Genomic DNA, 15,087 nt, shown 5'->3' on the forward strand with positions numbered 1-15,087 from the left:
CGATGTTGGATGAAACGGCTTTTGACCTGCGAAAGTACCTTCGGCGCAATTCGGCCTCGGTGACGGTGTGGATCGCACTGCTGGCTTTGATTCTGTTCGGGCTGATGCGCTATGACAACTTTGGCAGCGCCTACAACTTCTCGTCTTTCCTGAACTACAACGCGATGTTCATCGCGATTGCGCTGGGCATGTGCTTCGTGATCATGACCGGCGGGATTGATCTGTCGGTTGGATCCGTGGCGGCCTTTACGTCGGTCGTTGCGGCTTATCTCAGCCCATACGGGATTCAGGTTGCCCTGCCGGGGGCCGTGCTTGCCGGGATTGGTTTCGGAGCGATCAACGCCTTTTGCATCATCGTCCTTCGCATCCCGCCTTTCATCGCCACGCTGGCCACCATGCTGGCCGCAAAAGGCGGCGCATTGGTGATTTCGGGCGCCCAGACAATTTCGGTCGATTGGGGGTCGAACTTCACCAAGCTTGGTATGGGGCAGGCGTTCGGCCTGTTTCCATGGGCAATCGTCATCGTGGCCGGACTGACGCTGGCACTTTGGCTGGTGCTGGAAAGAACAACCATCGGGCGGACCGTCTTGGCGATCGGTGGCAGCGAGGATGCCTCGAACCTCATGGGTCTGAAGGTGAACCGCGCCAAGGCTTTCGTCTACCTGCTTTCGGGTGGCTGTGCCGGGCTGGCTGGCGTCTTTCTGGCCTCGGGATTTGGAGCAGGACAACCCCTTGAGGGCATCGGATGGGAATTGTCGGCCATCGCGTCCGTCGTTGTGGGCGGCACCTTGTTGACAGGTGGGATGGGGTCGATCCCTGCAACCGTGGCCGGAGCGCTTTTGCTGGGTCTGGTGTTCAACGTTCTGAACTTTGAAAACGGTCAGGGCACCATCAGTTTCAGCGCCTATTGGCAGATGGTCATACGTGGAGGCTTTCTTTTTGCGGTCATCCTTTTACAGTCTCGGGTTATTGCCAGGCAGCAGAAGGTCTTGGGTTCGTGAATCGCATAGAAAGTGTTTCAGCGCGGCTGTTCAACGTCCCGCTCGCCGAAGTCCTGGTCGATGCCAAACACGGGGATCACACGTTCTTTCAATTGATCACCGTCACCATTCAAACGACGGATGGGGTCGAGGGGGTTGGGTATACCTATACGGGCGGCAAGGGCGGTCATGCCATCTTGGCGATGATCCAGCATGATCTGGCACCGTTCCTTGTAGGACAAGACGCGGAACAGATCGAAAGCCTGTACGATGCCATGCAGTGGCACGTGCACTACGTCGCACGGGGTGGGATAGCCTCGTTCGCCATCTCGGCCGTGGATATTGCCCTTTGGGACATTCGTGGCAGAGCGCAGAATGCACCGCTGTGGCAAATGGCGGGCGGAGCGTCCAAACGGTGCAAGGCCTATGCCGGCGGGATCGACCTGAATTTCTCGCTGGAGAAATTGCTGCGCCAGACCGAAGGCTACCTTGCGCGTGGGTTCAACGCCGTCAAGATCAAGGTTGGGCAACCGAATCTGGCCGACGATCTAGCACGTGCCCGGGCAGTGCGCGAGATGCTGGGGCCGGACCGGTTCTTCATGGTCGACGCGAACTACTCCATGAGCGTCGAGCAGGCCATCGAGGCCGCCCAAGGGTTCGCCGACTGCGATATCCTGTGGTTCGAGGAGCCGACAATTCCAGACGACTACAAAGGCTATGGCCGAATTGCCGAAGCCACGGGTGTTCCCCTTGCCATGGGTGAAAACCTGCACACGATTCACGAATTCGAGTACGCCTTCGAAGACGCAAAGCTGAGTTTCATTCAGCCCGATGCCTCAAACTGTGGCGGCATTACCGGCTGGTTGCGCGTGGCCGCGCTAAGCGCCCAGCACGGCATTCCGGTTTGTAGCCATGGTATGCAGGAGCTGCACGTCAGCCTTGTTTCTGCGCAACCCAATGCGGGTTGGCTGGAAGTACACTCATTCCCGATAGACCAGTACACGACCCGTCCGCTTGTCGTGGAAGACTGCCTGGCCGTGGCCCCGGATACGCCGGGGACCGGAGTGGAATTCGACTGGGACAAACTGAATGCGGAACACAGGGAGATGCATACATGACGACCCAGACGATCTCTGCGGCGTACTACAGGGGCAACAAGAGCTTTGCCGTGGAACAGGCCCAGGCAGCTGCTCCGGGCCCCGGCGAGGCCGCCATTCGCGTTGCGTATTGCGGGATTTGCGGGACGGATATGCATGTCTATCACGGCAACATGGATGCCCGTGTCGGTCTGAACCGGGTAATCGGGCACGAGATGTCCGGTGTCGTCGAAGCGGTGGGCGAGGGCGTCGATACGGTAAAACCCGGCCAGAAGGTCGTGGTCCGACCGCTGGATCACTGCGGAGAATGCCCGGCCTGCAAACGGGGGCATCAGCATATCTGCCAGAACCTCAAGTTTCTCGGCCTCGATACCGATGGTGCCATGCAAGAGATCTGGACCGTTCCGGCCCACACCTTGCACGTTCTACCGGATGACTTGCGCATGGATCACGCGGCGCTGATCGAGCCGGTCGCCGTTGCTTGCCACGATGTGCGGCTGTCTGGACTGCAGCCTGGCGAGGACGTCGTCGTCATCGGCGGTGGCCCGATCGGCATCCTGGTTGCCATGGTTGCGCGGGACGCGGGCGGAAACGTCGTGATTTCCGAAGTGAATCCGAACCGTCTGGCGATCGCAGAAAAACTTGGCTTTGATACGATCAACCCGACCGAGACCGATCTGGTGACCACGATCAACGCGCGCACGGGCGACAAAGGGGCGGATGTGGTTTTCGAGGTATCGGGAACGCAGCCCGGTGTTGATGCGATGACCGCCGTTGCCGCGACGCGGGCCCGGATCGTGATGGTCGCGATCCATGCTCAAAAGCCCCAGATCGACCTGTTCCAATTCTTCTGGCGAGAGCTGCAACTGATCGGTGCTCGGGTTTATGAGCCGGAGGACTACGAGAAGGCGATCGCAGTTGTCGCCTCGGGCGGAGTGGACGCGGATGTCGTGATCACTGACGTCAGCCCTCTGGCAGACATTCAGGCCGCGTTCGAAGCACTGGATCGCAGCCCAACGGCAATGAAAAGCCTGATCGAAGTAGGACCGCGTTCATGAGTGTTTTGCAGAGTTTCGACCTGACGGGAAAAACGGCACTTGTGACCGGGTGCAAACGCGGCATCGGGCGCGGCATGGCCGAGGCATTGGCATCGGCCGGAGCTGATATCATCGGAGTGTCGGCCTCGCTCGAGCTGTCCGGGTCGGATGTCGAAAAAGCCGTCGCGGCGATGGGGCGCAGTTTCCGGGCTTACCAATGCGACTTCTCGGACCGCTCCGCGCTGCATGGGTTCATTGATCAGTTGAGGGCCGACGGACAAACCCCTGATATACTTGTCAACAATGCCGGCACGATCAAACGCAAGCCAGCCGCCGAACACCCGGACGACTGGTGGGACGAAGTGATTGAGGTCAACCTGTCCTCGCAGTTCGTTCTGTCCCGAGAGATCGGCAAGGACATGCTGGCGCGCGGCTCGGGCAAGATCATCTTCACCGCCTCGCTACTGACGTTTCAAGGCGGCATCACCGTGCCGGGCTACGCGGCCTCGAAAGGCGGGATTGGACAGCTGACCAAGGCCTTGGCCAATGAGTGGGCCGGGCAGGGTGTGAACGTGAATGCAATCGCCCCCGGCTATATCGCGACCGACAATACCCAAGCCTTGCAGGACGATCCGGTTCGGTCGAAGTCGATTCTGGAACGAACACCCCAGGGCCGTTGGGGAACGCCAGGTGATTTTGCAGGACCTGTGGTCTTTCTGGCTTCTGCAGCGTCGGACTACGTCAACGGTGAAATCCTTGTTGTCGACGGGGGTTGGATGGGGCGGTAGCGCCGTCAACTTTCCATGTGATCCAAGGCATCACGTCCCGATGTAATGCAACTTCAATCGCCGTGTCTTTGGTGCCTCGCGATGTTCGAACAGGTACAGGCTTTGTACGCGACCCAGCGGAAGCTGTCCCTGTTCGACCGGGATCGACACCTGCGTCTGCGTCAACAACGCCCGCAGATGCGATGGCGCGTTGTCGTCTTCACTCGGGCGGTGGTGATATTTGCTTGGTGATTTGGGGACCAGTTCTTCGAAGAACGTCTCGATATCCTTGACCACCTCGGGATCGGCATTGGCCTGGAACAACAGCGCAGCACCCGTGTGGACGCACCAAAGGGTCAGCAGGCCCGAGACAAACTCATGTTCGGAAACCGCACGCTGAACCACCCCGCTGATGTCGGTGAGGGATTTACCGGGCGTTTCAATGGACAACTCAAAAAACTCTTGCTTCATCCATCAGATCCTTTCCTTGATCTTGCGGGAATGCGCCCAGCTTTCCGCACCCCATTCGGCATTCAACTTTGAGGCCTAAGAATCTGATTAATAACACTCTATATCTTTCTTTCACGCAAACAGGCTTTTGAACCTGTCTATGCACAGACGAAACCCATCTTCGAAATTTCCGTTGCCGGGATGATAAACGCTTTCGAAGGAAATCACGCCTTCATAGCCGTCGGATCTGAGCGCGTCGGCGATGGGTTGGAACAGAGGCGCAAGCTGACCTTCCCCCATGCGGCGCACTTCCAGAGTTGCCCGTGGCGTGTCGACCTTTACGTCCTTGATGTGAATGTGCCCCAGATAGCCGCCGCGCAGTTCTTCGTAACCGTCCGGGTATGCCAGTTCATGGCACCAGCAGTTGTTTCCGGGGTCCCAAAGAACTTTCAACGCATCCTTTGCATCCAACTCGTCAATCAGCTTGCGGGCGGTATAGTTGGAATTGACCAGCGTGCCGTTTCCGGTTTCCACGACAAGCGTTACGCCCTCAGCCCTGGCCAGTTCAACCGCCGGCGCGATCAGAGGCGGCATCGAGGCCCATACCCCATGCGCGACGTTCCACTTCTCGGCGCCGTTTTTTCCCCAGAGTATCTGCTCTTTTCGTTGGGTCATGATCCGAACCAGCGGAGACCCCACGACATGGGCCATGTCGATCACGCGTTTCAAGGCGTCCATGTGTCGGGTGTGCAGCTCGTCACCGGGCCTGTTGGCAGCTGTCATCCCCGCGAAGATATGGCGCGACAGACAGGACACAGGCTTGCCCCGGTCGCGCAAGAGCGCGTCGATCTCGGCAATTTCCTGCGGGGAATGGTCCCCGACCTCGGTGTCGCCTACGAACTGAAGCTCTGCATAGTCCAGACCGAATTCGTCCATCACGTCCACGGCATGACGCAGATCGCGGGAAATGCCGTCGCAAATCACACCTAGTTTCATGTCCGGTCCCCTCAGCGATGCAATTCTGCGCCAACGATCTCTTCGATGACGCGGGTACACACCCAGTTGTCGCCGTTCGGGTATTTGGTTTTTCCGGCGTGAAAGATCTGCATTGCGGACGAGGCTGTATGCATCGGAACGCCCAACGCACCCGCCAGTGCGAGAGAAATCGTCAGGTCCTTGTGCATGGTTGCGATATGGCTGCCAGTGGCTTCGAACTTGCGATCAATGATGTTTTCAAGGGCGGTTTTCACCACACCACATCCCGCGCTGGAGGATGAGAACACGTCAAGCAATGCTTGACCGCTGACACCGGCTTTGGCCGCCAGGGCCGCAGCCTCGAATGTGGCGGAAAAGATCGATCCGATAAGGGATTGCAGGCAGGCTTTCACGGTTTGCCCGTCACCGGCGTTTTCTCCAACCCGATGAATGGTTGCCGACACTGCCTGCATGACTTCGGCGTTTTGGTCCAGCACATCCGAAGCACCGGCAGCCATCATCGTCAATGTGCCGTTCTGCGCGCCGGGAAACCCACCCGAGACTGGAGTGTCGATCAGGTGGATGCCCGAACCCTCCATGTCTTGTCCGATAGCGCTTGCTTCGGCCGGGGTAATGGTCGCCGACAGGATCACAGTTCCGCCTTCGGCCATGTTCGCAACCAGTCCGTCTTCGCCCAGAATGACATCGCGGGCCTGATCTCCGTTCATCACCATGACGAACACGCTGGCGGCGTGGCGGCCGACCTGTCCCACGCTGTCCTTGGCCAGGCCGCCCATGTCGGCAAATGCCGTTATGCGCGTCTCGCTCAGGTCGAAACCGGATGTTTCAAAGCCATTCTTGATCAGGTTCTTGGCAAGGCCGCTGCCCATGTCGCCAAGACCGATTACACCTGCTGTTTTCATTTGGACTCCTCCCGTTTTTCCGCCATTTCGCTATGGCAGACGTTTCGAAAAATGATGCTCAATTGCATCGGTTTTCGCGGGAGTTTCACGCGTCTTGAACAGACGTCGGGCGAGTCCGGAAGACACCCCGCTGCCCGTTTACGTAACGTAAGTAAACGAAGAATGCCGCGCACAGGCAAGCAAAGAAGTGTTGCGGCGGAAAGAAACCGCCTGATCCGACGCGTTACGAGAATGCCGCCATGATGCCGCGCAGTTCCGCCAACCCGCGCATGCGTCCGATCAGTGGATAGCCGGGAGTGCTGTGTCCGCCCAGATCGCTCAGCAGTTCTTGTCCGTGGTCGGGTCGCATCGGAATTTGCCAGTCGTCCCGCCCTTGGGATTTGCGGCGGCGCTGTTCGTTCATCAACTCGCGAATGGTTCCGACCATGTCGGTGTCGCCCTCCAGATGCGGAGCCTCATAGAAATCCGGCTTCTGGCTGTCCGACCCCGCGATGCGTCGGGTGTTCCGCAAGTGAACAAAGTGGATCCGGCCGCCATGCCTGCGCACGAACTCCGGCCCATCGAATTCAGGGGAAACACCCAGCGATCCGGTACACAAGGTTGCGCCGTTCGCGGGCATATCAACCGCATCCAGTACGGCGCCGTAGTCATCGGTACTGGACATGATCCTTGGAAGACCGAGCAGCGAGAAGGGTGGATCATCCGGATGACAGCACAAGCGCAGCCCCAATTTTTGGGCGACCGGGGCGACCTCAGACAGGAAGTCGATGAGGTTTGCGCGCAGCCGGTCACGGTCTATCTCGGCATATGTCTGCAGCAAGCCGCGTACGTCCTCTACGCTCCACTGATCGTTGGCGCCGGGCAGCCCCGCGGTGACATTGTGCTGCAACTGGGCCTTGGAGACATCCGACATGCGCAAGAAACGATCGTTGGCCGCTTGCTGGACGGTGTCGGAATAGTCTTCTGACGCATCTGGACGTTCAAGAATATGTATGTCGAAAACTGCAAAATCGGTCAGGTCGAACAGCATGGCCGTTCCGCCATGCGGCTGCGGGGCGCGAAGGGCGGTGCGCGTCCAATCCAGGATTGGCATGAAGTTGTAGCAAACAACTTTGATGCCACGGGCGGATAGAGCCCTGAGGCTGGACTTGTACGCCTGCAGATGCTCGGCCATGTCCGCCGACTGGGTCTTGATCGCCTCTGAGACGGGCAGGCTTTCGACAACGTCCCAACTGTACCCGGCAGCAGCCAGAACTGCCTGCCGATCGGCGATGCTCGGTTCGTCCCAGGGCAGTCCCGGCGGGATGTGATGCAGCGCGGTGACGATACCCTGAACCCCGACCTGATGGAGATCGGCCAGAGCGATCGGATCCTCGGGTCCGAACCAACGCCAACATTGTTTCATGGCAGCCATCCTTCATACAGCGGGTGATCGGGCCTGATGGGAAGGGCAACGCGCTGCCCGGTGCGCGCAGCGTGATAAATCGCCGTCACAAGGCCGATGGACGCAGCGCCATCCTTCAGCGTAACGGCCGAATTTGCCTCGGACCGCAGCGCCTTGCCGACTTCGGTAAAAAATCCTTCGAAACCAGTTGGCTCGGCGGCGGAGGCCGCAAGAGCCTCGTCGACAGCGGCTTGATCTACGGGGTCCCGCGCGACGAAAGTCCAGGGCGTTTGACCCGGAGCATAAGGTTCGGTGCCAGAAGTGGCAGTCAAATTTTCAAAGACGAACCGCAGGCGGGTTTCGTCCGTGGCTGCGCCTAGTGTGATATTGCTTGTGCACAAAGCGCCGGAACTCATGCCGAAGCAGATCGCGGCGCAGTCTTCGGTCTCGATCGGGTTGACCCGCGTTGTGGTCATTGCAGACACCCAGGCGATATCACCCGCGATATGAGTCAGCAGATCATGGTTGTGGATGGCATGGCCCAGAACCGCGCCGCCGCGTTCACCGGCCCATGTTCCCCGCCACGGCACCGCGTAATAGCCCGCCCCTCGGGACCAATGGGTTTCAAGCGCGGCAGTTTGGACCGCTCCGGTCAGGCCTGCGCGTTGCAGGTGGCGCAGTTGGGCCAGTGACGGCCCCCACCGGTATTGAAAAACCGGAAACACCTCCTTGCCCGCGTCGCGTGCGGCTGCCGTGATCCGATCCACATCCCGCATCGAAGTCGCAAGAGGCTTTTCGCAGACAACGTGTTTTCCTGCGGCCAGCGCCGCAAGCGTGGTCGGTACATGCAGATGGGGCGGCAGGCAGATGTCGATGACATCAATCGTCGGATCATCCAGAGCGTCCTGAATGTTCGCCAGAGCTGGAAAACCCGAGTTCTGCCGTATCTGTTCGATCCGGTCCGTATTCTGGTCGACCACGGCGGCTACGCGAAAGATGCCGTGAAGGCGTTCCAAAGCGTCCAGATGTTGCGCACCGATACCTGCGCCGAGGATCGCAACGTTGATCATCTGCGTTCCGCCATTTCCTGCGCGCGCAGTGCCAGTTCCATGACCGTAAAGCAGTGGGCCTGCGTCATTGCGGTTTCAGTCCGGTTGCGAATGTCATCGGCCAAGCGCGCAAAGTAGGGAAGGCCGGCGTCGGATGCGTCGATCTTTTGGCAGGTTTCACCATTGACGAGGATCAGATGATCTGTCCCCGGGGCTCCACCCACGTCGACGTATTTCCGCAACTCGATGTATCCTTCGGTGCCCAGGATCGTCAGACGACCATCCCCCCAGTTTGGCAAGGCATCCGGCGTAAACCAGTCAACCCGGATGTACCCGGTGCCATTCTCGCTGCGCAGATTTAGCTCTCCGAAATCCTGCAATCCGGGATCGCTCGGGTTTGCGTAGTTCGCCACATAAGCGTTTGTGATTTCAGCAGTTTCCGAACCTGTGTAATGCAGGAATTGATCAATCTGATGCGAGGCGATGTCGGTCAGAATACCGCCATAGCGGTCACGCTGAAAAAACCACTCCGGCCGGGTTGCCCGGTTCAATCGGTGCGGGCCAAGTCCGACCGTCTGGACCACGCGCCCGATGGCACCGGCCTCGACCAGCTCGGTCGCTCGGGTGCTGACGGGCGTTTCAAATCGTTCGGAAAAATTCACCGACCAGATGCGACCGGTGTCCGCGACCGCTCGTTTGATCTGGTCGAGTTGTTCGAGCGTCGTGCAGCCCGGCTTGTCGCTCATGACATCGATGCCGTTCTGCATCGTGCGGATCGCCAACGCGGCCCTATCTGCCGGTATCGCTGAAATGAGCGCCAGATCCGCCCCGCAGGTCAAGGCGTCTTCCAGTTGGGCCAGCCGTGGAATATCGGGAAACCTTTTGACGTATCCCGCCAGCGTCTCCGGATCGCCCTGTGTCCAATAGCCAACGCAGTCCACGCCGATTTCGCGCATGTTTTCCGTCATGCCGTAGATATGGCGGTGGTCGAGGCCAAGGGCGACGCAGGTCAGGCTCATGAGATGACTCGTGTTTTCTGGCCGGTTCGATTGGCGATCTGCATCGCGTCGATGACGGCGTGGGTCAAAAGGGCACTGCGTCCGGTGGCCATAGGTTGCGTTCCACTGGAAACGGCCCTGGCGAAGTCCTCGATAACCGCCTGGTGCCAGGCATGTGTGAACGCCATGGGATCGGCCCCTCCGCCTGTGGCGGCGGTTTCGCCGACCGTGGATTCCCGGCCGTCGAAAGTGGTCACGGTCAGGACACCTGACTCCAGATGCGCTTTGGCAAGGGTGCCCTGGATCGTGATGGACTCAGCAGACCCGGGATATTCGGCGGTAGTTGCCATCATCGTTCCCACCGCGCCGTTGTCCATTTCAAAGACTGCACCTGCCCAATCCTCGGCCTCGAGATTGTGTAGAGGAGTTTTTCTCATCACGGCCTGAATGTCCGAGATCGGCCCCAGCAGCCACATCGCGAGGTCAAGCGTGTGGATTGCCTGCGAAATCATGACACCACCTCCGTCGCGCGCATAAGTGCCGCGACCCGGCTCGTCATAGTAGCTCTGATCGCGCCACCAGGGGACACGGATCTCCACCGTGGCGATCGCGCCCAGCTCACCCTGTTCAATGGCTGATTTCAGCGCCTGCGAAGCGGCGCGGGCGCGGTGCTGAAAGACGATGCCCAGCGGCACGCCCGACACCTCGCACTGCTCGACAATGGCTTTCACGGCGCCCAGTGTTCTTTCGATAGGCTTTTCCATCAGGATCGGTTTCGACGCGGTCGAAAGAATCCGTACCAACTCTGTGCGCTGATCGGGTGGGGTTGCGATGATCGCAAAGTCGACCTTTGGGTCGTTTGCGATTTCCTCGATTGAGACGAATGCGCGGGTCTCGTTTCGCCGCGAGAACGCAGCGGTCTTGCCAGGGTCGCGCCCAAGGACTCCGGCAAGACTGAGGCCTTGATCCGATGCCCGAATGGCGGCGACATGCGTGCCCGAAACCATCCCCAAACCAATCAGCGCAATATTCATTCAGTCCCCCGGATCACCCGGTCAGTCTGCGGGTTCGAACGGGAAAGATGCAACCATTAAAAACTGTGTTAACAATTGCGGGTAGCAGTATCGGAGGCAGAATTGACTGGCAATTTGAATGGGATGGCAGAAGACCTGTACCTGGGCATCAAGGACCTGCAGATCGTGTCTCCGCATGGTCACTGCGATCCGGGGTGGTTTGCAACCGATGCGCCGTTCCCCAACCCGGCAGAGCTGTTGGTGGTCCCCGACCATTACGTGTTCCGTATGCTCTATTCGCAGGGAGTTCCCTTGTCGGAACTCGGCGTTGGGGAAGAGGGGCGAAAGAAGGATCCTCGCGCCGTTTTCCGCACCTTTGCCGAGCACTGGCATCTGTTTCTGGGAACGCCTTCCCGGATCTGGATGAACTACGTGCTGCATGAAACGCTGGGCGTGTCTGAGGAGTTGTCTTCGCGTACGGCAGATCTGATCTACGACAAGATCGCGGAAAAGCTGGCGCAACCCGATTTTCGCCCGAGGGCTTTGTTCGACAGGTTCGGGATCGAGGTTCTGGCCACTACGGATTCGGCTCTCGACACTCTCACACAGCATCAGGAGATCCGTGCAAGCGGTTGGGGCGGGCGGGTTGTTCCGACGTTCCGCCCGGACGGAGTTTTGGATGGGGCGGACCCGGAGTTCGTACAGAACCTGAACAAGTTGGCCGAGCTGACAGGCTGCGATCTGCACAGCTATGATGGCTACCTCAACGCGCTGCGGATGCGGCGGACTTATTTCATCCAGCTTGGTTGTACCGCCACGGACCACGGTATCGAACGCGTACAGACCGAGTGGCTGGACGACCCGGATGCGCTGTACCAACGGCTGAGACGGCGGGAAGGGACCGAACAGGACGCGCGCCGGTTCTATGGGCATATGCTGATCGAAATGGCGCAGATGTCTGTCGATGATGGTCTGACCATGCAGATACATGCAGGCAGCAAGCGCAACACGAACCACGCGGTAATGCGGGACTTCGGACGGGACAAGGGGGCCGACATTCCAATCGCGATGGATTGGGTCACGGGCCTTGAGGCGCTGTTGAACCGGGTGGGAAACTCAGCGGAACTGCGCATCATTCTGTTCACACTGGACGAAGGCACCTATGCCCGTGAACTGGCCCCGATGGCGGGACATTGGCCGTGCCTTCGGATAGGGCCGCCTTGGTGGTTCCATGACAGCCCGGCCGGGATTGCGCGGTATTTTGATCAGGTCGTTGAAACGGCCGGATATTACAACCTGGCCGGATTCAATGACGACACACGGGCTTTTCTGTCCATTCCTGCACGAAACGACCTTTGGCGGCGGGGCGTGGCGATTCATTTGGCCGAGCAGGTTGCGCGTGGTTACTTCGGTCGGGACAGTGCCGAGCATCTTGCTCGGTTGCTGGCGGTCGATCTGGCGAAACAGGTTTACGGATTGCAAAGCTAGATGGGTACTATTCTTCACTTCGGCCTTGGAAACTTCGCCCGGGCGCATTTGCTGGACTACACCGATCAAGCGGGCGGATGGGACGTTGTCGGCGTCAGCCTGCGTTCATCATCGGTTCGCGATGGATTGGCCCGGCAAGGTTTCGAGTACGATTTATGCGTACAGGGGCAGGGCGTCCGGCGCATCAAAGCTCTACGGGACGTTCTGGTCGCGCCTGAGGATCGCGCAGCGATGTTCGATGTGATGGCGGATGCCGAGATCATCTCGGCGACCGTCACTGAGAAAGGTTATCACTTAGACGCCGCCGGCAAGCTGAACCTTCAGGACCCGGCGATTGTCGCCGATCTGGCGGGGCAGGGGCCCGCGACGCTGATCGGATTTCTAGCTTTCGGCCTTGCGGAACGGCGCAAGCCAGTGACGGTGCTAAGCTGCGACAATCGCATGGAAAACGGCAATACGCTCGAAATGGCAGTCGCCGATTTTGCGGAAGCAGCTGGTCTGGACATGGATTGGGGTGCCGTACGCTTCCCCAACGCGATGGTCGACCGGATCACCCCGGCCACCACGGACGCCGTTCGGGCAATCAGCGGAGACCATATGGCTGTTCCGACCGAGGCATTCTCGGAGTGGGTGATCGAAGACAATTTCGCCGGTCCTCACCCGGATTGGCCGGGCGTGCAACTGGTCGATGACGTAGCCCCGCACGAGATGCGAAAGCTGCGCATGTTGAACGGGGCCCATTCCCTGTTGGCTTATGCCGGGTTGGAGCGCGGCCTGACCTACGTCCACGAAGCGGTTCGAGACCCGGTTCTGCGCCCGCTGGTTTCCGAGTTGATGAAGGATGCGGGCGCAACGCTACCCGCAGCACTACAAGCACAAGCTACGGATTATGCCGAGGCTCTGTTGCAGCGCTTTGAAAACCCCGAGCTGGCGCACCGTCTGGACCAAATCGCGATGGATGGTAGCCAGAAGCTGCCCTATCGATTTGTTCCCACACTCCGTGAGACCGGCTCTCAGGCGGTGATTGCGGGGATGCGGGCCTGGATCTCCTATTGCATGTCCGAGACCGCCAAGGGCAGGGCGCTGAACGATCCGTGCGCGTCGGAAATCGCTTTGGCTGCCAAGCAGCCAGATCCGCTAATGCCGCTTTTGCGTCTTGTCGGAGCCGAGGATCTCGCGCCGCTTATCCGGGAATGATCGCGCCGCGGAACTGAACAACGGTGGATGCCAGATTGTGTCCAGCCATCAGGGCCTCGGCCTGTGTTTTTCCCGTCAGCAACGCCGCGAGGTACCCACCGTTGAAACTGTCGCCCGCCGCGGTCGTATCCAGCACGTTTTTGGCAGGCTCATAGGTTTGGTCAATGCTCTGACCAATGGACAAGGGGCCATTCTCTCCGCGCTTCAACGCGCCGATTCCGCGATGACCCGCAAAGCGTGCGGCCACCTGTTCGGCGCTTTCCCCGAACAGTGCCATCTCGTCGTCGATGGATGGCAGGGCAATGTCCGCACGTCGCCAAAGCCGTTGGTTGATCTGCCGGGCGTGTACAACGCAATCCCAAAGACGCGGACGAAAGTTGCTGTCATAAACCAACCGGACTGAAGCGCCTTCGAGCCAGTCCAGAAGCGCAAGCCTTACCGAATGCGGAAGAATGGCCACGGAAATCCCCGACAAGTACAGCACGTCATAGCCGTTCAACGAGTTGAAATCGTGATCGGCAAAAAGCTGACGGGCGGCCGCTTCGCTGCGCCAATAGGTAAAGCTGCGTTCACCGTCCGCAGAGGTCGTGATCGCGTACAGGCCCGGAGAGGCGTTCGGAATGATGCGGATGCCGGATGTCCCGATGCCATGGCTGGCGATGAAGTCCGCGATGCGCCCCGAGAACGGGTCGTCGCCCAGACATGTCACATACTCCACCTGCATGTCAGGCGCTGCGCGGTGCATGTAGATGGCCGTGTTCAGCGTATCCCCCGCGACGCCCACCTTTGCGCCGGTTTCCAGCATGGACAATTCAATCATTGCTTCGCCGATGCAGGCAATTCGCGTCATTTCTTTTCTCTTTTCCAGATGATGAGACCGGCAGCCGTGATCAGAGCAGCCCCTGCCAACGTGAATGTGTCCGGTACCGTGTCAAAGAACAGATAACCCCAGATCGCTACATAGATCAGGAACGAATAGGTAAATGGCATCAGCTGGTTCGCCGTTCCGAACCGATGCGCGTTCGTCAGCAGTTGATGCCCGCACCACCCAAAGACGCCAAGACTGATCAGGACGATCAGGCTCCAGATGTTTTCCGGTTGGATCCAAAACCAGATGGCGAACGGCAGCAGGACCACCGTCCCAGTAAGCCCGAGGTAGAATTGCATGGTGTCAACGGCAACAACCCCCGACAGCCTGCGCGTCATGATCGAGTACAAGGCCAACGCGGTGGCATTGTAGACGATCAGCAGCATGGTCGGATGAAATGCCGAACCAAACGGCCGCACGACAACCAACACCCCTAGAAAACCGAGGATGATGGCCGCCCAACGCCATGGGCCCACGCTTTCTTTCAACACAAAGACGGACAGAAAACACACAATGACCGGGCTGGAAAACATGATTGCCGACACGACGGTCAGCGGCAAAAACCGCAGGGCATAAAAATTGAAAACGGTTGCTGAGATCAGCAGTAAGGCCCGGCTAATGACCTGCCATGGATGGTCGGTCTTGAACCGGCTGGCCTCAATCCCGCCCTTGGCGATCACGCCCACAGAGATCACGAAGTGCCCTGCATAACGCATGAAAGCCAACTGAAATGCCGGCACGCCGGCCAACGCCAACCATTTGGCCCCAAGGTCCACCAGCGAAAAGAACAGCCACGCCGTCAGCATCAGCACGATGCCAAGGCGCGGCAGGTCCGCAGTTGGGTTGGCGGTGACGGCCATC

15 protein-coding genes are annotated in these 15,087 nt (G+C 59.2%); 6 read left to right on the forward strand and 9 right to left on the reverse strand.

The annotated features are described in order from the left end of the window. Positions 1-2 precede the first annotated feature (2 nt). Genes ACR0MM_RS00380 through ACR0MM_RS00395 form a run of 4 tightly spaced genes read left to right on the forward strand, consistent with a single transcriptional unit; the run spans position 3 to position 3,902 of the window. On the forward strand, positions 3-1,001 hold the full coding sequence (locus ACR0MM_RS00380) for an ABC transporter permease (RefSeq protein ID WP_170357453.1): 999 nt from the start codon (positions 3-5) through the stop codon (positions 999-1,001). Beyond that, entirely contained in the window at positions 998-2,098 is a 1,101-nt protein-coding gene (locus ACR0MM_RS00385; RefSeq protein ID WP_480693785.1) for a mandelate racemase/muconate lactonizing enzyme family protein, read from the forward strand. Before ACR0MM_RS00380 ends, ACR0MM_RS00385 begins: the two co-directional genes overlap by 4 nt. Next, entirely contained in the window at positions 2,095-3,135 is a 1,041-nt protein-coding gene (locus tag ACR0MM_RS00390) for a zinc-dependent alcohol dehydrogenase (protein ID WP_480693787.1), read from the forward strand. The genes ACR0MM_RS00385 and ACR0MM_RS00390 overlap by 4 nt, the downstream gene beginning before the upstream one ends. Next, positions 3,132-3,902 carry an SDR family oxidoreductase gene (locus ACR0MM_RS00395; protein WP_480693789.1) on the forward strand — a complete coding sequence of 257 codons (771 nt, stop codon included), beginning with the start codon at positions 3,132-3,134 and terminating at the stop codon, positions 3,900-3,902. Before ACR0MM_RS00390 ends, ACR0MM_RS00395 begins: the two co-directional genes overlap by 4 nt. A 30-nt stretch (positions 3,903-3,932) precedes the next feature. Here the strand turns inward: ACR0MM_RS00395 and ACR0MM_RS00400 are convergent, their stop codons facing one another. The 7 genes from ACR0MM_RS00400 to ACR0MM_RS00430 all read right to left on the reverse strand — a co-directional run bounded on the left by ACR0MM_RS00400 (position 3,933) and on the right by ACR0MM_RS00430 (position 10,694). Next, the gene (locus ACR0MM_RS00400; RefSeq protein WP_480693791.1) at positions 3,933-4,352 is read right to left on the reverse strand and encodes a secondary thiamine-phosphate synthase enzyme YjbQ; all 420 of its coding nucleotides are present in this window, start codon (positions 4,350-4,352) and stop codon (positions 3,933-3,935) included. Between the two features lie 111 nt (positions 4,353-4,463). After that, positions 4,464-5,327 carry a sugar phosphate isomerase/epimerase family protein gene (locus ACR0MM_RS00405; RefSeq protein ID WP_480693793.1) on the reverse strand — a complete coding sequence of 288 codons (864 nt, stop codon included), beginning with the start codon at positions 5,325-5,327 and terminating at the stop codon, positions 4,464-4,466. Positions 5,328-5,338: 11 nt separating this feature from the next. Continuing rightward, positions 5,339-6,229: an NAD(P)-dependent oxidoreductase gene (locus tag ACR0MM_RS00410; RefSeq protein ID WP_480693795.1), complete on the reverse strand. Its 891-nt coding sequence runs from the start codon at positions 6,227-6,229 to the stop codon at positions 5,339-5,341. A 223-nt stretch (positions 6,230-6,452) separates the two neighbouring features. Then, entirely contained in the window at positions 6,453-7,634 is a 1,182-nt protein-coding gene (gene uxuA / locus ACR0MM_RS00415; RefSeq protein WP_480693797.1) for a mannonate dehydratase, read from the reverse strand. Further along, positions 7,631-8,683, reverse strand: a complete 1,053-nt coding sequence (locus ACR0MM_RS00420; protein WP_480693799.1) for a Gfo/Idh/MocA family protein — start codon at positions 8,681-8,683, stop codon at positions 7,631-7,633. The genes uxuA and ACR0MM_RS00420 overlap by 4 nt, the downstream gene beginning before the upstream one ends. Next, positions 8,680-9,681, reverse strand: a complete 1,002-nt coding sequence (locus tag ACR0MM_RS00425) for a Gfo/Idh/MocA family protein (protein ID WP_480693801.1) — start codon at positions 9,679-9,681, stop codon at positions 8,680-8,682. Before ACR0MM_RS00425 ends, ACR0MM_RS00420 begins: the two co-directional genes overlap by 4 nt. Next, a complete protein-coding gene (locus ACR0MM_RS00430) occupies positions 9,678-10,694 on the reverse strand; it encodes a Gfo/Idh/MocA family protein (protein WP_480693803.1) in 1,017 nt (338 codons plus the stop codon). Before ACR0MM_RS00430 ends, ACR0MM_RS00425 begins: the two co-directional genes overlap by 4 nt. A gap of 123 nt (positions 10,695-10,817) precedes the next feature. On the opposite strand from ACR0MM_RS00430, the gene uxaC reads away from it, so the two are divergent. Beyond that, complete coding sequence (gene uxaC / locus ACR0MM_RS00435) at positions 10,818-12,161, forward strand: glucuronate isomerase (protein WP_480695310.1); 1,344 nt, start codon at positions 10,818-10,820, stop codon at positions 12,159-12,161. Next, the gene (locus tag ACR0MM_RS00440) at positions 12,162-13,358 is read left to right on the forward strand and encodes a mannitol dehydrogenase family protein (protein ID WP_480693805.1); all 1,197 of its coding nucleotides are present in this window, start codon (positions 12,162-12,164) and stop codon (positions 13,356-13,358) included. It begins immediately after the preceding gene. Here the strand turns inward: ACR0MM_RS00440 and ACR0MM_RS00445 are convergent. Both ACR0MM_RS00445 and ACR0MM_RS00450 read right to left on the reverse strand, forming a co-directional pair. Continuing rightward, the gene (locus tag ACR0MM_RS00445) at positions 13,345-14,208 is read right to left on the reverse strand and encodes a sugar kinase (protein ID WP_480693807.1); all 864 of its coding nucleotides are present in this window, start codon (positions 14,206-14,208) and stop codon (positions 13,345-13,347) included. The genes ACR0MM_RS00440 and ACR0MM_RS00445 overlap by 14 nt on opposite strands. After that, entirely contained in the window at positions 14,205-15,086 is an 882-nt protein-coding gene (locus ACR0MM_RS00450; RefSeq protein ID WP_480693809.1) for a DMT family transporter, read from the reverse strand. Before ACR0MM_RS00450 ends, ACR0MM_RS00445 begins: the two co-directional genes overlap by 4 nt. Position 15,087: the final 1 nt, after the last annotated feature.

The sequence above is a fragment of the Ruegeria sp. BC6 genome, assembly GCF_056539185.1.